This window comes from Rhodoferax sediminis (genome assembly GCF_006970865.1).
GTDB classification, from domain to species: domain Bacteria; phylum Pseudomonadota; class Gammaproteobacteria; order Burkholderiales; family Burkholderiaceae_C; genus Rhodoferax_A; species Rhodoferax_A sediminis.
Window position 1 is genome coordinate 102197 of sequence record NZ_CP035503.1, and the last position, 22289, is coordinate 124485.

At 60.1% G+C, this 22289-nt stretch carries 15 protein-coding genes; 4 read left to right on the forward strand and 11 right to left on the reverse strand.

Features of this window, described 5'->3' with window-relative positions:
• Positions 1–7: 7 nt before the first annotated feature.
• The 9 genes from EUB48_RS00555 to hsdR all read right to left on the reverse strand — a co-directional run bounded on the left by EUB48_RS00555 (position 8) and on the right by hsdR (position 16261).
• Positions 8–1321 carry a DUF2130 domain-containing protein gene (locus EUB48_RS00555; protein ID WP_142817047.1) on the reverse strand — a complete coding sequence of 438 codons (1314 nt, stop codon included), beginning with the start codon at positions 1319–1321 and terminating at the stop codon, positions 8–10.
• Between the two features lie 110 nt (positions 1322–1431).
• Positions 1432–4716: a DEAD/DEAH box helicase gene (locus tag EUB48_RS00560; RefSeq protein WP_142817048.1), complete on the reverse strand. Its 3285-nt coding sequence runs from the start codon at positions 4714–4716 to the stop codon at positions 1432–1434.
• A gap of 3 nt (positions 4717–4719) precedes the next feature.
• Positions 4720–6411: an EH signature domain-containing protein gene (locus EUB48_RS00565; protein WP_168226676.1), complete on the reverse strand. Its 1692-nt coding sequence runs from the start codon at positions 6409–6411 to the stop codon at positions 4720–4722.
• A gap of 5 nt (positions 6412–6416) precedes the next feature.
• Complete coding sequence (locus tag EUB48_RS00570; RefSeq protein WP_244618285.1) at positions 6417–7160, reverse strand: flagellar motor protein MotB; 744 nt, start codon at positions 7158–7160, stop codon at positions 6417–6419.
• Positions 7161–7194: 34 nt separating this feature from the next.
• Positions 7195–9186: an anti-phage ZorAB system protein ZorA gene (zorA, locus tag EUB48_RS00575; protein WP_142817051.1), complete on the reverse strand. Its 1992-nt coding sequence runs from the start codon at positions 9184–9186 to the stop codon at positions 7195–7197.
• 30 nt (positions 9187–9216) lie between these two features.
• Positions 9217–10593 (reverse strand): restriction endonuclease subunit S, encoded by a 1377-nt coding sequence (locus EUB48_RS00580; protein WP_142817052.1) that lies wholly within the window; start codon positions 10591–10593, stop codon positions 9217–9219.
• Positions 10590–12041, reverse strand: coding sequence for a class I SAM-dependent DNA methyltransferase (locus EUB48_RS00585; RefSeq protein ID WP_142817053.1), 1452 nt, complete (start codon positions 12039–12041; stop codon positions 10590–10592). Before EUB48_RS00585 ends, EUB48_RS00580 begins: the two co-directional genes overlap by 4 nt.
• Positions 12042–12073: 32 nt before the next feature.
• Positions 12074–12694, reverse strand: coding sequence for a hypothetical protein (locus EUB48_RS00590; RefSeq protein ID WP_142817054.1), 621 nt, complete (start codon positions 12692–12694; stop codon positions 12074–12076).
• A 27-nt stretch (positions 12695–12721) separates the two neighbouring features.
• Entirely contained in the window at positions 12722–16261 is a 3540-nt protein-coding gene (gene hsdR / locus EUB48_RS00595; protein WP_168226677.1) for a type I restriction-modification system endonuclease, read from the reverse strand.
• A gap of 338 nt (positions 16262–16599) precedes the next feature.
• Here hsdR and EUB48_RS00600 point away from each other — a divergent pair, with 338 nt between their 5' ends.
• The 4 genes from EUB48_RS00600 (at position 16600) to EUB48_RS00615 (ending at position 20008) form a co-directional block, all read left to right on the forward strand.
• Positions 16600–18048: a hypothetical protein gene (locus EUB48_RS00600; RefSeq protein WP_142817056.1), complete on the forward strand. Its 1449-nt coding sequence runs from the start codon at positions 16600–16602 to the stop codon at positions 18046–18048.
• A gap of 599 nt (positions 18049–18647) precedes the next feature.
• On the forward strand, positions 18648–19046 hold the full coding sequence (locus EUB48_RS00605) for a hypothetical protein (protein ID WP_142817057.1): 399 nt from the start codon (positions 18648–18650) through the stop codon (positions 19044–19046).
• Entirely contained in the window at positions 19047–19577 is a 531-nt protein-coding gene (locus EUB48_RS00610; RefSeq protein WP_142817058.1) for a GIY-YIG nuclease family protein, read from the forward strand.
• Positions 19578–19789: 212 nt separating this feature from the next.
• Positions 19790–20008: a hypothetical protein gene (locus EUB48_RS00615; protein ID WP_142817059.1), complete on the forward strand. Its 219-nt coding sequence runs from the start codon at positions 19790–19792 to the stop codon at positions 20006–20008.
• Between the two features lie 30 nt (positions 20009–20038).
• Here the strand turns inward: EUB48_RS00615 and EUB48_RS00620 are convergent, their stop codons facing one another.
• A complete protein-coding gene (locus EUB48_RS00620; protein WP_142817060.1) occupies positions 20039–21097 on the reverse strand; it encodes a hypothetical protein in 1059 nt (352 codons plus the stop codon).
• A 259-nt stretch (positions 21098–21356) separates the two neighbouring features.
• Positions 21357–22031, reverse strand: coding sequence for an HNH endonuclease (locus EUB48_RS00625; protein WP_142817061.1), 675 nt, complete (start codon positions 22029–22031; stop codon positions 21357–21359).
• Positions 22032–22289: the final 258 nt, after the last annotated feature.

Consider the following 22289-nt stretch of genomic DNA (forward strand, 5'->3'; position numbering starts at 1 on the left):
GGGATGCTCAGTGGTTGGCAGTTTGTTCCGGTTCGGGCAGGGCGATCGCCTCCAAGGTGTCAATCTGTTGCAGATCGGGTAGCGACTCCTGGGCAATGCCCTGCAGTTCACCCACAACGGTCACCATGCTCTTGGTTACCCGGTCGATCTGAGTCTGACGCTTAGCCCAAATCTTGGTCAGCGCCCGACGCTCTGAATCCAGATCGGTCTGCATCCCTGAAAACGTGTCGAGGACCGTGCGGATGCGTTGGGAGAATGTGGGGCTTGAAAGATAGGCATACAACTGCTCCACTTTCTCCGATTTACCCACGTTGGCCTGCCGAAGTTTGTGCGTCTCCAGCAGGATCACGCGCAAAGTCTCTGCCATCGGGCGAAGCACCTGGGGTGAAATCACCCAAACATCGCCAATGCGGGTGAAGGGATCGGTGACGCCTTTGGGCATTACTGTCGTCACCAGGACAGCAAGGTCCGCTTTGGCATCTTGCTGGTCGTCCTTCAGCTTGTGGAGCCACTTGTCCGACCAGTTCTCGGCCCGCTTCGCTTCCCAGATGATTTTTCCCGCGGGGATGCCGGCGGCCGTGCGCACGGTTTGCATCACATCGGCGCCACGCACGCCTTTTTTGACCTCTTCAATCAGGTCGTGGAAAAAGGTCGTGGTCAGCGACTGCTCGACTTCAAGCTCAAGGACTTCGCCCTGCAGTTGCTGCGAACCCTGCTCCAGCTTGCGGCGCAGGTCATCGTTGCTTTTCTGAGCGTCGTCAAATTTCTTCCTCCATTCGGCCTCCATCATCACAAAACGATCCGCCTCACGCTGTGCAATGGCGACAGTGATTTTCCCGCGTTCTTCGTCGAGCTTGCGCTGCAGTTCGAGTTCCATATTGCGCTGCTGCTCTTCGACGGCCTGCTTCTGGCGGCGCAGTTCAATTTCCTGCTCGCGAAATCCCTTGATTGCCGCGTCCTTGCGGGCCAGATCCTCCTGTAGTGCTTTGCGCTCCTGCTCGGCGTCGGCAGCGGCCTTCTCGCGCGCATCCTTCCGCGCTTGTTCAATTGATGCTTGGGCGTCCCGCTCGGCGCGTTTGGCATTCGACACCTGCTCCTGCAGTTTCGCGATCTCCGCGGCGGCGGCCTGCGTCGCCTTGCGCTGGGCATCCCGTGTCAGGTGCTTTTCTAGTTCGTCCCGACCGGCCTTCAGCAGCGCCTCGAATTCCTCGGCATGACGATCAATGGTCTGTCGAGTGATGCCATCCCCGAGTGTGAATTCGTGTGCGCATTTCGGGCAGATGATGGACTCGTTGGCATCAAGAATGATCTTGTCTTGCATATGTAGGCAACTCCGTAGCTGGTGGACGAATGATTACAGGTCAAAGGCTCATGGCGTGAGCCCGCGGTGGCTCTCTAGCTCCAGTTGTAGCCGCGTAGGAACCGTGGCCATCAGCCGAAGTCCGCAAAGTCGGATGCCTTCAGGTCGCTGCACCCGATCAGCATGTCGGATGCCAGCGCCCGCTTGCGGCCGAGCAGCGCGTCCAGCCGCACGTCAAAGCTGGGAAACTGATCGCTGACGACGCCGGGGTAGTAAACCGTCACGGTGCGCGTCTGCCCGATACGGTGGGCGCGTGCGGTAGCCTGATCTTCCTTGGCCGGGTTCCAGGTGCGGGTGAAATGGATCACGTGGTTCGCCGCCTGAATATTGACGCCAAAGCCGACCGCCAGTGGCGATAGGATGATCACGTTAAAGCCGGGCTGGTGCTGGAAGGTGTCGATCAGCCGCTGTCGGTTCTCGGCTGCGCGCGGGTCAGCTGACGTATCTCCATTCACGATACTCGGTGCCAGGCCAAAAAATGCCGCGATCACCCGTTGTAGCGTCAGCTGTAACTCCCGGAACTCGCAGAACACGATTACCTTGTGATCGCCGGCCTGGTCGGCCGCTAGGGTCTTGAGCCGATCAATCATCCAGCCCATCTTCGGTGACTCATTGACCAGTCGCTCAATGGCGAGACGACGGGTATCCGGTTCGGCAAATCCATGCGGGTCCGAACAGATCTTTCGAATCGCCAGCAGGGCTTGGAGTTGGGCTGACGGGTCGGATGCCCGTTGTTCCCGCAGTGAGTTGAGCGCGCCTTCGTAAAGTCCGTGCTGATAGGCCGACATCGGTAGCTGTTTGCACGCGGCATCCTCGACCGGTGTCGGCAAATCCTTCGCCACCTCGCTTTTTTTGCGATGCAGGATTTGGGGCTGGATTACCGCTCTGAGTTCTTCAACCTTGGCCTTCTGTTCCTCGGTCTTGGCCTCGATCGGCTGCCGGTAGGTGCGCGAGAAGTGGCTCAGCGCGCCCAGCATGCCTGGCTGCACAAAGTCGAACAAGCACCACAAGTCGGCCAGTGTGTTCTCCACTGGCGTGCCGGTGCAGGCAATCCGAAATCGGACTTTCTGCTTTTTTGCCGAACGAGTCACCAGTGCCGCCGGATTCTTGATCTTCTGTGCCTCGTCGCAGACCATGATCGACCATTGCTGGCTCGCCATCGCAAACTCCAGGTCACGCATAGTCTCGTAAGTCGTCAGCACCAGTCGGGCGTCACCCACCCAGTTCCTTTTCAACAACTTGGTCACACCCTGTGCTTTGAGATCGGCGTCCAGTTCGTGCCTGCCAACGCGCAAAGATTTCAAAGCGTCGCCGTAAAGCGTCAATAGAGGTAAGGTTCCCGACTGAAAGAAGCGGTCCAGCTCATTGCGCCAGTTCTCCAGCAAAGCGACCGGCGCCACTACCAGCGCGGGCGGCAGCGACGGATCGGCCTCGAAGCAAGAAGTGATGAACGTCAGCAACTGCAGCGTCTTGCCCAGCCCCATGTCGTCCGCCAGCACTGTGCCTCGACAGTTGTCGGGGGATGCCTCCCATAAGTGCTGCAGCCACGCGACGCCGACGAGCTGGTGGGCCTTGAGCGTCACCTCTGGGCGCAGGGCCTGGGGCATTACCGGTTCGCGGTCCTCAGGCATCTGCAAAGCGTCGGCGCGCTCCTCGCTATAGTCGATTTCTTCGAGGTTACGTCGGATAAGGAGCCGCTTCCGCGGCTCGGGGGCGAGTCGGCCAATCGGGGGCACGAATTCCTTGCGATCCAGCTCCGCCTGTGCACGCGCCAAGGCATCCACTGCGCGCCGGGCATCGGCCAGCGGCACCGGCGTCTTGAGTCCGGGCAACTGCACCTCGGGATGCCCCGACGATTCCGCGCCGCTGACGGCCTGTTGCAACGACTGGATTTCACCGAACGCTACGGGCACAATCGTGGGCACGGCGCCTGGCTGCCCCTCCACCCGAATCCCGAAGCTGGCGTTGCCCTCAAACCAGCCACCGTTGTCGTCGTTTTTGACAATAACTGGTGTGATGAATGGTCTTTCGACACCGATTGCCTCGATACGACCCGAGTAGTTGCTCAGGTCCAGGACTTCGGCCGCCGTCCAGAGTGCCGGACTGTTCCACTCGCGTAGCCAGGTTTCGAGTTGCGCAAGGTGGGCGGGTGTGTCGCCGACGATTTCCAGCTCATGCTGTCGCCATGTGATGCACTGCGACCCGTCGTCAATACAGCGCCCCAGCTTGCTGGTGAATCGCCCGAGATCCTCCGCCGTATCGATCCACGTCGTGACGGGCTCGACCGAAGCATCACTCAGTGCCTCCACCAACAAGGCGACGCGGGTGACCTCGCCGCGCTCACCTCGATCGACATGAGGGGTAAAGCGCTCAAAACGTATGCCAGCTGCATCGCGGGCTCCCTCAAACTGCACGGGGTCGATGACCGCATGCGCATCCTCGCCCAGCGCCGCGAACGGGTTTCGCACGAACGCCTCGGCTCGCGGGCCGGAGGCTCTGCGGCCCGGCATGCGCTTGATTTCTGCCAGCACCGACTTCACCTCCGGTGTCAGGACCACACGCACCAGTGACGGACCGTCAGGCACGTCGTAGCTGTCTTGCAGCGGCAGACGGTCGAACTGAGTCAGCCACTGGGTCGGTGCCTCGTCGAAGCCCGGTATGACCTCCAGCACTTTGGTGCCGCCTTCGCCGCGTCGCTCCATGGAGAGGCGCAGACGCTCCGGTGTGAGCACAATGGTGCGGGCCACGTAATCCGACACCGGGCAACCCGTCGCCGTCGCCAGCTTGCGCATCCGGCCGAATGACTGCTCCTTGAAGGCCAGGGTGCGCGCACTCGCCGGCGTCGCGTGGAAGTGCGACAGTTCATCGAGCAGATGGTGCAGCGGCTCGGGCAGCAACGCAGCGGAGGCCCCAGATTCCAGCACCCGGCCCATAAGTTTGGGCGTAGGCTGTAACGGGCGCCCTTGCCGATCGACCCATGCATCAAGAAGGACCGAGAAATCGGGGTCCATCAGCGCGCCCTTGCTCGTCAGTTTAGGCCGCGCCGTAGACTCTGGCGGGATAAGAAGCGCATCCCGGTAGGCACCAAGCTCCTGATGGCGCAACACCGCATACACATCTGGCCACGGCAACAGGAAATCGGCCTCACGCCGCTCGCCGAAACCGTCCAGGAAAATTTGTGCAAGCCGCGCGCCGAGATCGGCAGCCTCTCCAAATGCATACGGCATCGCCAGCCACTCGGCTGTTGTCGGAGCCGGTGATCGGTAGTGGATACCGGCAGCATCAAATGCCACCGTCACTTCGATTACTGATGCCGACGACCGGGGAGATGATTTGCGGAATAGTGTTTCAAGCATGTATTAGTCTTGGGTCTTTATCCAGAACCCCTTGCCCTCGGTATATCGAAAACCATATCGGTCAAGTAGCGCGGAGAAGGCGAGTCGCTTCTTACGATCGGGGATCACAACCCACAGCGCACCTCCCCTTGGGCGGTGGTCTTCCAAGTCAATCCCATGTTGGGAACACATCTGTTGGACCAGATCGAGGTGCGATTGCGTGAATGAGCCGCCCGCCTGCCGCGCGAGCGTTTCTTTTAATAGCACACCTGACACTAAGTGTCGGGTGGCTGGATTGGATTCGGCCGGCTGTAAGACGCCCTTCGACGCGGGCACGGATTGCAGCATGCGCTTCAATTCATAGTCGAACCGGCTCTCCCACTGAGACATGTGGGGAAGGCGCGTCGCATGGGCCCTTTGCTTGAGCGCGTGGATGCTGAACGACTCGGCTTCCAGGTTTGTGCGGAAATCCGAAGCCGCGAACACGTAACAAGCATTCCCGGTCACGCCGAACTCGATTACCAGCAACGGGCCGATTCGCATCACGAAAGCGTTGTTCTGACTATTGTTGTCAACGAGCACTCGGCCACGACCCGTCATGCGCTTGCGGAGTTCAATGAAGGGTTCACTTCGGTTTCGTTGAGCGTCAGTCCCGAGCACAAACCACATGTCCGTGATCTGTGGCTCCCACTTCAGCCAATAGTTAAGGCGCCTCAAGTCTGCGCCGCCGTCTTGAGCCAGCAACTCGAAGAAGTCCTTGATCAATCGGCGCTTGAGCCAGCCTTCGACCATCTGCCGCGCAGGTTCATATTTCACCTCGGCATCCCATGCGGTGCGTTTGAGCCATGGGTTGCCGATCCAGTGCAGGCTGCTGTCGCGCAGGTCTTGATGTTCCGACTTGTCGGCGCAGCGTGCATATCGCGCCACCGTCAATGCCGTCGCCCGAGTGGACAAGGCTTGCGCCAATTTCAGGTCTGACCGGCCATTCACAAGATCGAGCACGCCAGGAAAGCCCTTTTGGAATTGCCGATCCTCGTCTTTACAAACCATGCGCACATACGCCATCAGGGCGTCGTCCCAGACCCACGAGCTGCTTGCGATGCCAAGCCCGGCACACATCTCCTTCAGCTCGGTGGATCTGCCCTTCACGAGTCCGGTAGCGTAGCGACTGCAGGGATCATCCGTGAGCAAATTGCGATGTGCAACTAGTGTTGTCAGCCAGTCGGGTATTGAGCTACGCCTGGCGGCTGCACGCTTCATGGGGGCCAGCTTGTCATCGAGGAAGCTTCGCAGCGATTTCCAGTTGGCGCCGCCAGAGCCAGGCGTATCTGCATGACGGTCATACCCAAAATAGCCGCCCAGCAAGCCTTGATAACAGCGCCGGAACTGCTTGGGTTGCGCTTCGCGTTGCACCACCAACCCTATTAGCTTGTTGAACAGTGGTTTGCGGTCGATGACACGCCATTGACCCTCGCCGACAGGGACGGTCACGCCGTAACAGACATACTTAAGCTCAGTGAAGCTACTTACCTGCTGGGTCGATCCAAAGCGCCGCAGCGACGATTGCAGCAAATCTTCGCTCGGTGGTCCCGCATCGCCGGCACCCAGCTCACGTTTTAGGTCACGCAACGCCTCCGTCATCACCCGTGGGTTACCCCAGACCTGCGCATGGAAGGTCTGCTTCGGCTCCGCCGCCGCGAGCAGGCGGGCACGCAAGGCGTCTAGCGGTCGAAGATCGGGCATCGCTCTTTGGGGTCCAAGGCCTGTGCCAGTGCGGCTTCATCCACCGCGGGCGCGGGATGGGTTAATTCCTCACTGCGCTCCTGCCGAGTCTTGAATTCGAGCTTGAATTCGATGCGACGGCTGTCGTCCGCCGTCGAGCGCAGGGAGTTGAATGACGCGCCGCCCACGAAAAAGCGGGTAGCAATCAGCTTGCGGTCGGCTTCCGACAGCGCGGCTTCGCCGGTCGGGGGCTCGCGCAGCAACTCACACAGCACACGCTCGCTGCGTTCCAAGCTGAGGTTGAGGTTGAAAAGGTATTTGCCGGTCTGGCTTGCATAGCCCTCGACCACGGCTCGCTTGAACCAGTTGCGACCGGCCTCCGTGGTGCGCAGTTGTTCGAGCAGTTTGGGCGTGAACTCGCGCACCAGATTCCGTTGAGGTGGCGACAGTGTATTTTGGCCCTCCCTCTCAAATCGCCCACGCGGCCCAAAATCGATGGTTTTGTCGATGACCCTGACGCCGTCAAACTGGTCGGCGACGCGCTTCACCTCGGTCATGAGTGCGCTGATCTGCGCCCCGCGATCCTTCTCCTCACGCTCATCGTCGGAGGTTTTCTTGGTGACGGCCAGCAGCGCCACGCTCAGCGCCACCAGAAACAGGACCATCAAGGCCGACATCAAGTCGGAAAATGAAATCCAGAAGGGCTTTTCACCCTCTTCGCGACCACGCCGGGTCGCTCCCATTCGAACGCCCATCATGATTTAGCGACCCCACACATCAGGCGGCCGCGGGTAGCGCGTCGAACACGTCGCCCAGCTCCTGGATCGCGCCCTTAAGCAAGCCAGTCGCTTGCGCCAACTCTTCGTGGAATACCTTGTTGCCCTCGCGCATGGTGATCTCCATCTGCTTGGCGAACGCCCCGTGCGCCTCAGCCATTACGTCGGTGACACTTTCGAGATAGGTGCCGGCAGACGTTTGCGCCTCACCCAGGCGCTGGCTCGCGACCTGCAAACTGTTGACCAGTTCCGAGGTCATGGAAGCCTCGCGCTTGGCAATCTCCACGGTATCGCGCAGGTCGGTCACCATCGTGGCCAGCGCGTCGCGCACCGCCTTTTGCTCGCCCAGCGCCTGTTGCGTGGCCGCCAGTGCGCTGTTCAGCATGACAGCGGAGGCATTCAGCTTGTCTGTGGTGCTGCCCAACCCGTCGCTGGCCGACTTCATGGTGTCAAGGTTTTCGCTCAGGCGGATGGATGCCCCCTGCAGCCGCTCTGCTCCCAGCCCCATGCGCTCCACATTGGAGTTCGTCGCCGTCTGCAACCGCTCGATAGACTCGCGCATGGCAGCGCTGGCTTGTTGCACCACCTCGGTCAGTCCGGCCACCTGCGCGCCCTGTTTACCCAACAGTTCACTGGTTTGCCCTGCTATCGCCGTCTGACGTGCCGCGTGTGCCTCCTGCGCATTGTGGGCCTGCTGCTGCAGACCATTGACCAACGCACCGGTCGTCTCGCTGAGCTCCTTCAGCATGCCCATCGTCAACTCGGCCGATTCGCTTTGGCCTTTCGCCACGTTGTCCTTGAGTTGGTCAATGAAAAAGCGCATTTGGTCGTTGGCCTCTGCTTGGCGCGTTTGCATCTGCTGCAGGGCTTCGTCCATGCGCTTGGCCATGGCATCCGCCGCGCCCGAGCCTGCTTGCTGGATTTGCCCGGCCAGCCGCTCAAAGCTCTGAGACGCGGTCTGGATGGTGTTGGCCGTTTGCATCAGCATCTCGTTCATGCCACGCATCTGTGAGCCAAACATGCTTTCCATTTGCGCGGTGAAGCCGCCGAGCACGTCGGTGAGCAGCTTATTGACGGCCTCACCCTGGTTGCTGCCCACCGCCTGCACCGCATGTGATATCCGCGCGAGCGGCTCCGTCAAGCCCTCGGTCAGGCTGGTTGCAATGGATTGCCCGAGCTGGGTGCTCGTGGCCGTCATCGTCGCGATCTGCTGCTGCGTCAGCTCGGTCAGCACCTGTTTAAGATCGGTGACCAGTGACTCTTTCATCTGCATCGCTTGTGTGGCCGAGGTTTCAGACGCCTCCACCAGGCGCTGCAGATACTCCTCCCCGACGCCCGTGTCATACAGGCTGTCAATCAACCCGCAGAACGCCTCCAGCTGGGTGTAGCGGCCGTTGACGATGAACTTCTCGATCGTCGTCACCACCATGGCTAGCGCAATCGCAATGCCAGAGATGACAAAGGCGCCGCCCACACTAACAATCAGCGTCTCCAGGCTGCTGCGCACCACCGCCGCGTTGTCCGACACCTTGAAGCCCTGCAGCCCGATGATCAACCCGGAGAAGGTGCCAATGATCCCCAGCCCGGTCAAGATCCCCGGCAAGTGCTTGTAGAACTCGGTGCGCAGCGGCGCCTCTACCAGCGCCTGGTCGGTGAAAAATCCATTGGCCGTTGCCGTGGCGCGCCAACGGCTGACCTGCATCATGCCGTCCGCATCGGCCTGCTTCTGCGGGTGCAGCGTGTCGCGATATTCGTCCCAGCAATGGCGCAGTGTGTCATTGACCATCACCTCGCTGCGCACGCGATCCAGGTCCAACACCGGGCCGGCAGCCTTGAGGGCAGCCAGCCGCTTCAACGCCTGATTGAGATCCCGTCCGGCGCGAACACCTGGGCGGATGAACTGCCAGATGAAGGCGGCAACGGCGAGGATCAGAAGACCGCCAAGGGTCCAGTGAAGGACGGTGGAGGCAAGGGCAAAGGTCTCGGGGGTCATGGCATGGCGGGAATAGGCGGGGAAAACGGGTTAGGTGGTGATAGCAAGGGCCTTTCGGCGGCTGCGCTGTGCGCTGCTTTTTGCGGCAGTCGCCGGTCGGGCGTTCAGCCGGGCAAGCAGGGCTTGAGCGGGCTCGTCGGTTGAGTCCTGGCGGACGAGCTCGCCGCGGAATGCCTTGGCCAACAGGGCGGGCGTGAGTCGAACCGTCTCGGATTGAGCGCGCTGAAGTTGGGCGTCGAGGCGATCCGCGGCATGAAACAACACATCAATGCGTCGAACGATCTCAATCTGCTCGGCGATGTCTGGAACAGGAAGCAATATTTTCCCAAGATCGCTTTGAGCGATTTTCCAAATGCCCGCCGTCGTCCGGGCGACTCGTTCGATCTGGTCTCGGATTCTTTGGCCTTCCCAGATACGTAGCAGAAACGTGGGCAGAAGCTTATCCACCTTAGGTCGAATACGGATCATGGTGTCCGGGAACGCAACTTGCGTTGGGGAGCTTTGGATCAAGCCGCCGCGCCCAACCAAGCTGAGTGACCCGTTTCCACGAGAGACTAAGAAGTCGCCGGCTTTAACCAGAAAGCGTGAGACTTCGAGCCCATGCCAGTCCCCCCGCTTATTCTGGGAAAGGTCGATCCGCCCCGCCTTGAGTGCCGTCAACCGTAATACCGGAACCCCCGTTCCATCGCGCACAGATTTACCATTTCGTAGCGGCTCGGCCAAAAGGTCATCCAATTCGATGCTCGGGAAACCAAGAAACTTGCGACGATAACTCATGGTTTCTGCTCGATTTGCTCGCCACTCCGCAGTCAACTCACCCGAAGTCGCAGCCGCCAACACCGACAGCCGAAAGCGTTTCAGGAGTGCCGACACGCGATCGAGTCGGGCTCGGCAAGCGTCAACCCTCGTGAGCAGGGTGTCGAGCTTGTCGGCGATGCGTTTCTGTTCGGCGCTGGGTGCCAGGATAAATGGTGCGTCATTGCCGGCTTCGGTGCCCAGGCGCGGCATGTTGATGCCATGGCTGACGGCCCCGACATATTCGAGAAAGCTCGGATGCTTCAACCAATAGAAAAGATACCGGCCGTGAGCGGCATGGTTGGCCTTGATGGGAACGATCTCGGTAGTGCAGAAGCCAGGCTGATCCGCAACGATTACCTTGTTGAGGTATGGCCGCAATTTTCCATACAAGACATCGCCCCGCTCAAACCGATTCTTGGTGCTTCTCGACTGACGCTGCCCTAACGTCAAGCGTTGGTGCAATCGCGACGTGCCCTTCTCGATATCTTCAAGTTCAAGAATCCATGCGTCTTTTGGAATCGTGTCAGGCTCGGCTTTCTCGGTCTTTCCATAGGTGACCACGTCACCGAGCTTCAATGACAGCCAGGTCTCTGGAATGTCACTGTTCACGCGGCGACCTCTTCACCCAACTCCGCCAGAATGGCCTCCAGCTCGGCCATCGCCGCCTCCAGCTCACCTAATGCTTCCTGAGCCAGCGCGGCTGGTTCGGGCAGATCGGCGGCATCTTCCGCGTCATCGTCCTTCAGCCATGCAATGTCAAGACTGTCGACGCGCTCGGCGATCCAGTCGCGCGTGAATCGACGGAAGCGTCCCTGCTCGCCGGTGTCCTTGCGCTTCGCCAGCGCTTTGGGGCCGCCGTCCGGATCTTTCCCAAACGCTGCTTCGAACTCGACAAAGTGCTCACGGGTCAACACTGTGCGCTTGCCAAACTGCGGCATGTTGGCGCGCAAGTCATACACCCACACTTCCTTGGTGTTACCCTCATCGGTCTTGCCGCGGGTGAAGAACAGCACGTTAGTTTTCACGCCCTGGGCGTAGAAGATGCCCGTGGGCAGGCGGAGGATGGTGTGCAGGTTGCACTTGGCCATCAGATCCGCGCGAATTTGCTTGCCGACGTTGCCCTCGAACAGCACGTTGTCGGGCAACACCACCGCGGCGCGCCCGCCGGGCTTGAGGCTGCGGTAGATATGCTGCAAAAACGCGAACTGTTTGTTGCTGGTGGGGTAGCTGAAGTCGTCGCGGGTGGGCAGGCCGCCGCCCTTCTTGGTGCCGAAGGGCGGATTGGTCAGAATCAGGTCGGCTCGGGGCAGGCGCTGGCCTTCGCTCGACAGGGTGTTGCCCAGCCAGACAGGGCCCGCGCTGCCGCCCTCGATGTTGTGCAGCATGCAGTTCATCAGGGCCAGGCGCTGGGTGTCGGGCACCAATTCCATGCCTACGAGGGCCTGCTTGCGCTGGAACTCCTGCTCGGCCTCGGTTAGCGCAAACAGCTCGTCGGTGTGTTGCTTGATGTAGCTGTCGGCCTCGATCAGGAAGCCCGCCGTTCCCGCCGCCGGGTCCTGGATGATCTCGCCGGCCTGCGGCTTCATCACCTGCACCATTGCATGGATCAACGGGCGCGGCGTGAAGTATTGGCCGGCCCCGCTCTTGGTTTCGCTGGAGTTCTTCTCCAGCAGGCCCTCATAGAGGTCACCCAGACCGTCCTGGCGGGCGGAATACCAGTCGAGCGCGTCGATGTCGGCCACCAGCTGGGACAAGTGACGCGGCTCCTTGATGTTGGTGCTGGCGTTGGCGTAGATTGACGCCACCAGTGGGTCGCTGGCTTCGCCCAGTGCTAGCAGCATCTTGCGGTAATAGTTGTGCTGCTGGATGCCGTTGAGCGTTTCAAGATTAGACCAGCGCGAACCCTTGGGCAGACGGTGCTCCGTCTCGGTTTCCTTCGCCATTTTCAGGAACAGCAGCAGCGTCAGCTCGGTGACGTATTGGTGGTAGGTGATGCCATCATCCTTGAGGATGTTGCAGAGCGACCAGAGTTTTTGGACGATGTTGTGTGTGGACATGGGTTAACAATGAAGGGGCGAAGTCGCTCGGCCTATTGGCCAGCTGACGAATGGATGCCGGGTATATAGCCAGCCCGGAGCGCGCGGACCACACTTGCGGGCGTCATGACCCGCAGTTTGCCAGCAAGGGAAGAAACGGGCATCGGAGGCCCATAGCCGTCAAATGACCATCGCAGCGATTCTCCCCGGCGCAGCAAGTGGAAGATTCCTGACGACTCGTGCCGGACGATGGTGCCGTCCGGGAAATCCGAGGGCGATTCAACTTGCATGCGGGTCTCTTCCGATCGTTCGTGGTCCAGGACCGCATCAATTTCAGGGGCTCGGGCAGTCTCACACTGTAGGTTGCTGGTGGCCCAGAGCGTTGCGAAGAGGCGCGCATCTTTCCCTCTACAGGTGTAGCAGGGACGGTGCCCTGCAGCGAGGGCGGTCGCCTCGTCCAGAAAGAACAGCTCGGTGTAGTAGCCGGGGCGCAGCAGGGGCTGCCTTTTGATCCCCTTGTATTCAAGGAGGCAGCTGACCCAGGCGCGAGTGGTCGGTTTGCGAACGATATTGCCGTCGGCGTCATGCAGGCAGCCCCTGTTGCCCATCAATGTGCCCCGGGCCGAGGTGGTGATCAGTTCGCCGGCTGGATTGACTCGCGGTGGTTTCTGCATTTGAGTTGCTGGAGACTGAACTGGTTGCTATGCGGCGTCTTGCCACACAGCGTCTTCGAATTGATGGATGACTTCAAGCGCGTTGCCCCGGAACGCTGCATTAACGGCCTTGAAGCCGCCATGGTTGGCGTAGGCGCCCTTGGCGAACGTGGTCTCATCGATCACGGTGTTTTCCTTGACGCTTTTCGCAATGCGCTCCAGCCACTTCTGCTGCGGCGTGGCCCAGGCTTGGGATGCCAGCACCTTCTTGAGCGCGCGGCCTACCCGCTGCTCGAATGGCACCAACGGTGACCCAAGGGCGAGCTGGCGGATGTAGCCTATAAGCGTGGCGGCGATGTCTTCATTCTTTGCCTGCTTCCAGGCCGTGCCGATCAGGCGTTCAGTGAAGGTTTTCTCAGCGAGGGCGACTTGCAGTTCACGAAGGTGCTCCCGGGTCAGGTCGCGCGGACGGGTCACCACAATTTCGAGCGCGGCGATCTTGTTGCGGTTCTCGGTGATGAAAGCCTTGAACGCATCGAGGTAGTCCTCGGGGCGGCTGTATGACCCGTAGCCGGTTTCCACTGCAATCAACTCGTCGGGGTGGTCGGAAATGACCTGCTCGGTGCCAAGCCGTCCCAGCTGAAGCTGCTTCAACGTCGAGAGCAAGGCACCGTGCTGGGCGATGAAGGCGCGCAGCGCCTGCGCTGACAGGCCATTTATGTGGGTGGCGAGTTCGCCAGGTTCGCGGGCCGTGAGCAGTTTCAGGGTATTCAGGGCATCCGCAACCGGCGGATTGTTGCCTGCATAGCGCTGGGCACGCCGAACCAGGTTGCGCACACGCACCACGATCTGGGCGGCGACATCGTCCGCATGGGTCAGCAGGGTGTCGTCGTCGTCGCGAGTGCCGGTGACAGTGCTGTGGGCCTTGTCGTCGGCGAGTTCGTGGAACAGCTGGTCGAGCGGCACCGTAACGTCCCGCACGACCGGCTTCATGGTGCTGACGGCGTCGAGAGCCTGGTAGAGATCAACCGCGTCGTAGATCTTGAAAATCTCCTTGTCGATCTCGGGGCACAGGCGCGTGGCACGGCCCAGCATTTGCTCGTAGAGGATACGGCTGCGCACCCGACGCAGGAACACCAGGTTGCAGATTTCCGGCACGTCGATGCCAGTGGTCAACAGATCCACCGTGACCGCTATTTTGGGCAGTTGCTCATTCTTATACAAGCGCACCAGTTCGGACGGCTTGTCGGCGCGACCGGTGATCTTCATCACGGTCTTGTCATTGATCTGGCCTTGTTCGCGCTCGATGGCCTGCTTGAGCAGCGTGACCACCAGGTCGGCGTGGGCGTCATTGGCGCAGAAGATCAGGGTCTTCTCGCCGCCAAACACGTCGAGGCACTTGGCCAGCTCGTCGCACACCACCTGGTTGAACTTTTCGGTGATCACCAGGCGGTTGAAGTGATCCACCTCAAAGTCCAGCTCATCGGGCAGAGTCTGCTGCTGCACCTTGCCGGACGGGACGAAAACGTTGACCACGTCGCCCTGCGCAAAATGAATGCCGTTTTTGGCGAGCTGGGTGATGAAGCGCACCGGCGGGTCATGGTCGATCAACCAGCCGTCGATCACGGCCTCACGGTAGGTGTAGGTGTAGACCGGCAGTCCGAAGATCTGGGTGGTGTGCTGGGCAGGTGTGGCCGTCAGTGCGATCTTGACGGCGTCGAACTGGTCGAGCACTCGACGGTAGGACGAGACGTAGTCGGCCTCGGAGCGAAACTCGAGCTCGCCTTCGCCCATTTCGCGGTCCAGGGTGTAGCCGCGGTGGGCTTCGTCCACGACCACGCAGTCGTAGCGGTCGATCGGGATGTCCCGGCCGTCGGCGCCGAACAGGCGGTTGACCATGCCTTGCACGGTGGCCACATGCACCTTGGTGGCGCTGTCGGGCACCGCATCGTCGAGTTCCTTGAGGTCGTAGATGTCGGTGAACAGGCGGTTCTGTTCCAGCCGTGCGTCCTTGAAGGCGTTCTGGGCCTGCTCGCCCAGGGTGTTGCGGTCCACCAGAAACAGGATGCGGTTGAAACGCTTGGCCTTGAGCAGGCGGTAGATCAGGCCAATCGTGGTCCGGGTCTTGCCCGTCCCGGTGGCCATGGCGACCAGGCACTCGCGCTTGCCCGTGGCAATGGCGGCTTCAATCGCCTGCACCGCGACGACCTGATAGTCGCGCAGGTTCAGGTAACCGAAGGGTTCAACCTTGAGTTGCTGTTCAGCACCGTCGGTGTCCAGCGCGAGCAGCGCACTCAAGCCCTCGGGCGTGTGCCAGCCCGCGAGGGCCAAGGCATGGTTCTGGGGGCGGCGAAGATCCCGGAACCAGACCCCGCTCTTGCCCAGAAACTGGCGGTGGTAGCCACGGCCGTTGGAAGCAAATACGAAGGGGATGCGGTAGTGCGTGCCACCCGTGACGGTTGTGTGCAGCGTCGGCCAGCCCAAAGACTGCGCCTGGACAGAGTTGCCGGGCATTTGCTCGCTGCCGTCTTCTGTGTAGCCGACGCTGTAACGCTCAGCCTGCTGGATAACGGAGGACACGTCAATGCTGAATTTCTTGGCTTCAATGACGGCTAGCGGCGTGAGTCCAACAAACAACACATAGTCGGCCGGACCGCTTTGCGTGGGCCATTCCGCAATCGCCTGGTTCTTGCCGGCAATGGGTCGAGCGCCGTGGCTGTAACGCAGGGTGGTGGTATCGGCTTCCCAGCCGGCAGCACGTAGTTGAGTGTCGATGATGGCGCGGGTTTCGTCCTCGTCGAGCTCAATGTGGCTGGTGGCCAATGCCATGGCCCGGCTGACCTTGGACGGGGCGGAAGAGGACTCGTCGGTTTGCGGCGCCGCTGCGGGACTGATTGCGGCCGCCCGCATGACAGCGAGTCTGGCTTCGAATTCGGATTGAAGGCGGAGGCGCTCGCGCTCCTCATCTTGCGCGAGTTGCTCCCAAGTGGAGCGCTCACTGGCCAGGAGCGCGGCTTGTCCTTCAAGGTGACGGCTCTTTTTCTGTTCGGCGGCGACCAGCGCGTTGGCGCGGTCAGCTTCGGCCATTTTCTGCGCCACCTGGGCTTCGAGGCGGGCGGTGATGGTGGCGTAGTCGGTTGCGACTGGGTCAATGAAGGGACCGGGCTTGAATGACGCTGTGCCTCGGCCAAAGGCGCGATGAAACCAGACGGCCAGCTCGCGCGCGACCTTGAGCGCTGTCTTAGCCTGCCCAAGGGATATCGGGGTATCGGTGAAGCTGTGGTTGGCGGTGTTTCCCTGCTGCCGCAGCAGATGCAGCATATCCGCCACGGACCGATCCACGTGCCCCTTCCGCTGCAGCGTGACCAGCAGGTCGGCCTGCTTGGCGTCCGGTGGTGATTCGACCCCAAAGACAGCGGCGAGGTGCTGCGCCAGGGCTTCGCCAAATTGACGCAGCTTTAGCAGACAGGTATTGGGGTCGCCCGCAGCAAAGTTGCGTTCGGCAGCGGCGCACAGTTGAACCAGCAGCGGATCGTGCTGTTGCAGGAACTGAAAGTTGGCTGACGCCGCCGGCGCAGGTGCAGACACTGAGTGAATCTTCAAGGGGGGCAGCCGCTACCGCCCTAGCCCTGGCCTCCATTTTTTTATTGACCGTAACATTTTGCATCAGCAATGACACGCTGAGGCAGGGTTCATGAAGTTTAGGGTCAAACTTTGGGTATTCCCTGTGATGGTTATGCTGAAGTCTGCAGGCCACCGACCCTTGCCATAAGCAATTGGAGGCCATGAGCACCCCCGTCTTGTCGCGTAGGCTCCTTGCTTGCGCACTAGGGTATTCTTTGGACTTATGGTGCTGCGCCTTTGTGCTGCACCGGGCGTTGTAGTGAGTAATTTGGGGGAAAAGGCAGTTGGCTAGTCGAGATGAGTTGCTCCCTGAAGATTTCATTGCGTATCTGCGGGATCACGTTAAAGGTTTCAGCGCAGAGACTGAGCGGCACCAGTGGCACTTGGCATGGATGGCCTGGCAGGGCTCACAAAAGCGCCGCCAGCATCGTAGCGAGCCTGGCGCAATGAGCTTTAGCCAAGCGGAATTGGATCGGGCCTTCGGTCGTGGGAAGTTTGAATCTCTGCGCCACCGAACGGGGTTCTTCTTTCGGCTGCCGCGATGGTCCCATGAGCACAAAATCACGCGAGCTTACTTTCTCGGGCCCCATATCTATCCGGCAATACGGGCTTATAAGTCTCGGACTGAATCAAATTCCACCCGGGTGATGAGCCTGTCCGGCAATAAAATCAAGGTGGTCAGGAGCCTCCCTGCGGCGATCTCGTCCACAGGCACCAACGGGCGGGCCACCAAGACGGACAAATGGAAACGGGCCAAGGGCCTGAACAGGATTCCTGTCAACGTCGAGATGCTGGGGCGTCTGCGTGACTCGGCACGATCGATCCTGAGGGACCGCACGGCTCTTGAGGATGGCACCCCCCTGGATCGCGATGCACGCCGAACCATCGGCAGGATCATGGACACGTCGGATAAGATCCTCAGGATGGCGCGCATGGATCTCGCGGGCCCTCGGCACATCCCACAGGTTTACGCGATTGCGCCGGCAGGCAGGCTATATGCCCGCGGTCTTAATCTGCAGAACGCGCCCCGGCAAGTCAAGGAAGCCGCGTTGCACGGCATGTGGGAATATGACTTCGCGAACTGTCACTTTTCTATCGTGTCCCAGATGGCGAACAAGTTCCGCCTCGCCTGCCCGAGTATCGAGCATTACCTAGCCAACAAATCCTTGATTCGGCAGGAGGTCGCTAAGGGTGCCGGTATCGAGCAGGACAAGGCGAAGCACTGCCTGTTGGCGCTCCTTTATGGAGCCCGGCCGTCGGGGCGCGCTACGGACGCCTTCCCCGCCATGATCGGTGTTGACGCCGCCAAACTGCTCTACGTGCAACCTGCGTTCGTTTCGCTCAGACAGGAAATCGAGCGGGTGCGGAGCGTCATCCTTGATGGGTGGCCCCGCACTCGGAATGGCAGCCTGACCAACGATTGCGGCAAGGCGATTGGGGGCAGCGAGCCCCGCGCAGCGCAATTCGCACATCTGGTGCAAGGTGTTGAGGCGAGGGCTCTCATGGCAATCGTGAACACGCACGCCGAGAAGATCGTGCTCCTGCAGCATGATGGCTTCGCCGCACGCGAGAGGCTCGATTCCAAGGCCCTGGAGCGAGCGGTGTTTGATCAGGTGGGCTACATGCTCAAGCTGGAAGAGCGGGAGCTTAAATGTGATCCCGATGTCCGTCAGCTATTGGACAGAATAGAAAGTGAAATGGCCTTGGAAGCGGCGCCAGATATAGGTTTCGACTCAGTCAGTGCTGATTAATGGATACATAGCCCATGTTTTTTCATTAAAGGGAAAGGTGGGGCCGACTTCGAGGGCAACGGTCGATACACCATTTCGGTATGCTGTTGGAGCATCAGGCTTCCATCGTTCCCCCCTTCATCAATGGATACCGTCGCCATATGGGCCGACGTGCTACAAGTAGTCGAGCCTCCTTGTCAGGATTCAATGCGTGCGTTGATTCCGGGCGCCTGGTGGGCCGGCGCATCCCGGCAGAGGAATCCGCCGACATGAACCCGGTATGTGCTTGTGCAGGTAAATGCTCCCGGTATTGTCGAACAGGTCAAATATAGCGCTCCCAGCGGTGCCAGACCCACGACTGATCGTGGTTGCTCGCTGCCCGATTGCGGCACAGTCCCCAGACCTCATACGCGCTGCCTCGTCGGATAGCGGCCGGCCCGGCCGCCTTTGAAAGTTTGTGGTGTGGTCCGGCCTGACGATGGCGCCTGGTCGAGCTCCTCGCTGACAATCGCGACTGCCACCCAAGCCGGGCAATTTGCCTGTCGTTTCGCCCCGATGCCATCTCTATAAAGAAGGTTCGATGTTTGCACGTTGCAGACCAACCCAACCGAGAGATATCAATGACACCGTCCACACTAACCACCCAAGTTTCCCTGGCCGCCCTGATTGAGGCTCGTCAGGCAGAGTTGGGCCTGACCGACCAGCAGCTTTGCACCGCCCTCGGGTTCGAGCGCGAAATTGTGCTCATGCTGATCAAGCAGGGCACCATGAAATTCCCGCTGAACAAGGTGCCGGCGCTGGCCGCGGCACTGTCGCTCAATGCCGTCGACCTGCTTCGACAGGCCCTGCAGGAATCGTCGCCGGACCTGATGCAGGTCATCGAGCAGGTGTTCAACTCCGCGCAGGTAACGACCAGTGAGATGAACCTGATCCGGCATTTGCGCAGCCTGGCAGGGGACCGAGCGGCGGCGCCCATCGTCCTTGAAGGAAAGGGTGTCATCGCCCTGGTGGTGGTTTGAATGAGCTGGAGGCAAAACAAATATGTGCTTGAGCGGCACCAAACCTTCGATGCCCCGCCGCAGGACGGTGTCGATCAAATCCCGGAAGTGCCCGGCGTGTATTGCATTCTCAACCGGGTGTCGGGCCACCGCTACGTGGGCTGCGCGGTTGAGGATATGCAGGCGAGGGCGCGGAGTCACCGCGCGGGGCTGCGCTCCGGCAAGCCGTCGAACAAGTTGATGCGCAAACATGTGGCGGTCTACGGCGTCGATGCGTTCTTCTTCTTTGTCCTGCAGGCGCACCCGCACAGCGATGAGGGCTTATGGAAATATCAACTGGAACAACATGAGCTGTGGTGGACGATCCAGCTGGCGGCCCATGACGAGCGCTGTGGCTACAACTCGGAGGCAGGTCACATCCGCACACCGGCTGCGCGATTCCGGGAGGCGGAGCGACGCAAGCTCGGCACCTTCGGTCCGTATCAACTGCTGCCGGGGGTGGATCTCCATGATCCGATTCACCACCTGCTGCTGAAGACCTGGGTGCAGTAGGCCTGAGTCATCTGGTTGCCAGGCATGCCTCGGAGCATGCCATCGTTCACTAGCGCGCGGCCCTGCGCCATTTCCACAGCGGTGTGAGCTCACTGTCCGCCCAGAGGGCCTCGCGTCAAAGGGTGGTTGGGTTCCGGCTAAGACCGAACATCGGGCGCATGCGCACCGACGCCGCTACCTGCATTGGCTTTCGTTCCCCATGACAGGGTCTGATGTTTCCTAACTTTGCCACTGCGGTGGCGGCGCAGGATCGATTCAATACATTTTTGAAGACGGAATCGTCCTCTTCAGAAATGCAATATGAAAGGAAAAATATGATCTCCTCAAATTTCCCCTACGGCATGTTTGCCAACTCCGCCGGTTGGCCCAGCCGTCACGCCGGCAAGGTGTCTGGCGGTGGCCGCGACAACAACCCCCCTGGAGGTAAGTAAGCGACAGGCTGGGCCAGATTGACGCCTGGCTCAGCCTGTCCCTGTGTTGCCTGCGCCGATGTTTGAGGCTTGCCAATGGGACAGCCAGAAGGTATATCGTTGCTGAACCCATTGCTCTGCGCAGGGACCGCCCAGCAACGACGACCACAGGCCAACGTCACGAGGTGAAGACTGTTCTGCGGTCAGGAAGCGCCTGACGATCTCCAGCAACTTGTGCAGCCGCCTGGCGGCCCAGTATTGCGTTCCGATATGTTGGAATGCCCTATCGTCCTTGTCGAGCCCCCGATTTTTCAGTGTCGTCTCGACAAAGAGCTGTAGCTTTTCTTCCCTGGGAAACTCTCGCCCGCTGCTCCACCGCTTGAGTGTCGATTCGTCAACGACATCCATCCCGGTCTTCACGGCTTGCGCCCAATCAAGCAGGTTGCTGATCGACTGCGCTCCCAAGGTGGCCTTCATCCGGCGAAACAACTCACGACCGGGGTTGCAGACTTGCTTTATGCGCGCTGCAAGCAGGGTCTCAAATCCAATATGGTTGTCATGCGAGCTTGTCTGATTCCGTAAAATTACATCCACGCGGGCGACTTGGGCCAAGAGGAGCTCGCAAAGGCCAGCAGTGCGAGGCAATAGCGCCTCGGCCTCGGTGGTTGCCTTTGCAAGTTGCTGCAAGGCGGCTTCCGAGACGTAGAGCGTGAGCATCGGGCTGGTCTTCACGGCATCGGCCGCAGCTGCATACGCAGATTCTCTAAGCAAGGTATCGATCCCCTTGCTGGCGCTCTCCACCTCGACACAATGGTCCACCCACACACGTGAGTTGCCCGCGAACGAACCCGTGCGGGCCTGTCGATACGCGCCCCACACGCCAATCTGGTCGATGCTGGCAAGCGCATCGGAATTGCCGCCCAGGCCGTCTAGAAGAAGCGCTCTGATCTCTGACGCCGGCATCTCCTCAAGCAGAGCTTTAAAGTTCTTTGCCAGCTTGGGTGGTATCTGCTCTGGCCGCGTCGCCAAGAAGCGCTCAAGCCCCCTGAAAAGCGACACTTGACCCGCCTCAATATAGGCTGCGCGCAAGGACGCGCCGTCCATCTTCATCATTGACTCTGGACTGAGCAATATGAAGCCCGACATGCTCAACCGCTTGGGCTTGCCCGATGTTGGCCGTCGAGAGGTCCTTTCCGGTGTGGTCGAATGTGCAGGCATGAGTATGCAGTTGACAGGGCAGGAAGTGGGTGGTCTTAGTGGCGTTGTCGCAGACGGTGATTGTCCACTCCCCTTGGTGCGCCAGTGCCTGCCCATTGCCGCCCCCAACGAAAACTCCAGACTGCTGAGGTCAATGAGCGCCATAGTCCTGCTAGCTCTTGGCAGCCCTGGCGCGCATGGCAATGAGTTTAGGGATATCGACGAGCGGTCTCATTGTGTGCAGCATGCGGTGGCAATTTGAGCAGACCAAGGCGATGTCGGCGATCTTTGTTTTGTGGTCTGGCTTCATCAAGTGAACCGGGATCGTGTGGTGGGCTTCGATGTAACCTGCGCCGCGTTCGCCGTAAGTCTTCGCGAAATCGAATTTGCATACATCGCACTCGAAAACCTTCTTGTCCCGCCATCGCTGCGCTTTCGCCAGTTTCACGACCTTTGGATTGCGCTCTTGCGTGATGTGCTGGGCGTAGTGTTGAGCCCCTTCGGCAAATTCCGCTCCTTCGTCAAGTCCAGCCAATTCCATTGGCAGCTCTGCGCGCTTTGATGTCATGGACGCTGTGCGGTCGGGCTTCTTCTCTGGTCTGAACCCCGCGTTTTCCAACTGCTTGTGCCACTTGCCTTCCCATGCGCCGGCAAAGTCTCTTGGAGAGAGGATTCCGTTTCCAGCCAATTCGTTTGCGTATGAAGCGATAGCCTTCGGAGGGTAGCTTTTGCGACCGATCCTCACCTCGTAGGTCGTCCCGTTGCGGAATCCTCTGAAACCGGGGTCTCTGTCCCAAATTTTGGCGGCTTCTCGGACGTGTTTGGCAAGGATTTTGGCTGTGGGCATGGCGATTGGTTCGAATTGGCGGTGCAGGTCAAGAGGGTCGAAGAATGCGTGGCTAAGATGCGGCGTCTATGCGTTCATGGCGCTGCTGCCGTGGCTGAGCATTCTTGTTCTTTGGGCAGTTCTGCGCCCTTGAATTTGGAATGAGCCTCCAATCCGGCTGGGTATGCGGTGAACATGATAGCCACGATGGCCGTGATCAAACCCTGAGCCATCTGGTTATGGGCCGAATGGCTCTCACACCTTGTGCCTCGAAAATCA

Coding starts and splice junctions, on each gene's coding strand:
- EUB48_RS00585 (WP_142817053.1), bottom strand. CDS start 12,041: ATGTCCACACACAACATCGTCCAAAAACTCTGGTCGCTCTGCAACATC.
- EUB48_RS00615 (WP_142817059.1), top strand. CDS start 19,790: ATGTTTCCTAACTTTGCCACTGCGGTGGCGGCGCAGGATCGATTCAAT.
- EUB48_RS00610 (WP_142817058.1), top strand. CDS start 19,047: ATGAGCTGGAGGCAAAACAAATATGTGCTTGAGCGGCACCAAACCTTC.
- zorA (WP_142817051.1), bottom strand. CDS start 9,186: ATGACCCCCGAGACCTTTGCCCTTGCCTCCACCGTCCTTCACTGGACC.
- EUB48_RS00555 (WP_142817047.1), bottom strand. CDS start 1,321: ATGCAAGACAAGATCATTCTTGATGCCAACGAGTCCATCATCTGCCCG.
- EUB48_RS00620 (WP_142817060.1), bottom strand. CDS start 21,097: ATGAAGATGGACGGCGCGTCCTTGCGCGCAGCCTATATTGAGGCGGGT.
- EUB48_RS00605 (WP_142817057.1), top strand. CDS start 18,648: ATGACACCGTCCACACTAACCACCCAAGTTTCCCTGGCCGCCCTGATT.
- EUB48_RS00570 (WP_244618285.1), bottom strand. CDS start 7,160: ATGGGAGCGACCCGGCGTGGTCGCGAAGAGGGTGAAAAGCCCTTCTGG.
- EUB48_RS00625 (WP_142817061.1), bottom strand. CDS start 22,031: ATGCCCACAGCCAAAATCCTTGCCAAACACGTCCGAGAAGCCGCCAAA.
- EUB48_RS00560 (WP_142817048.1), bottom strand. CDS start 4,716: ATGCTTGAAACACTATTCCGCAAATCATCTCCCCGGTCGTCGGCATCA.
- EUB48_RS00590 (WP_142817054.1), bottom strand. CDS start 12,694: ATGCAGAAACCACCGCGAGTCAATCCAGCCGGCGAACTGATCACCACC.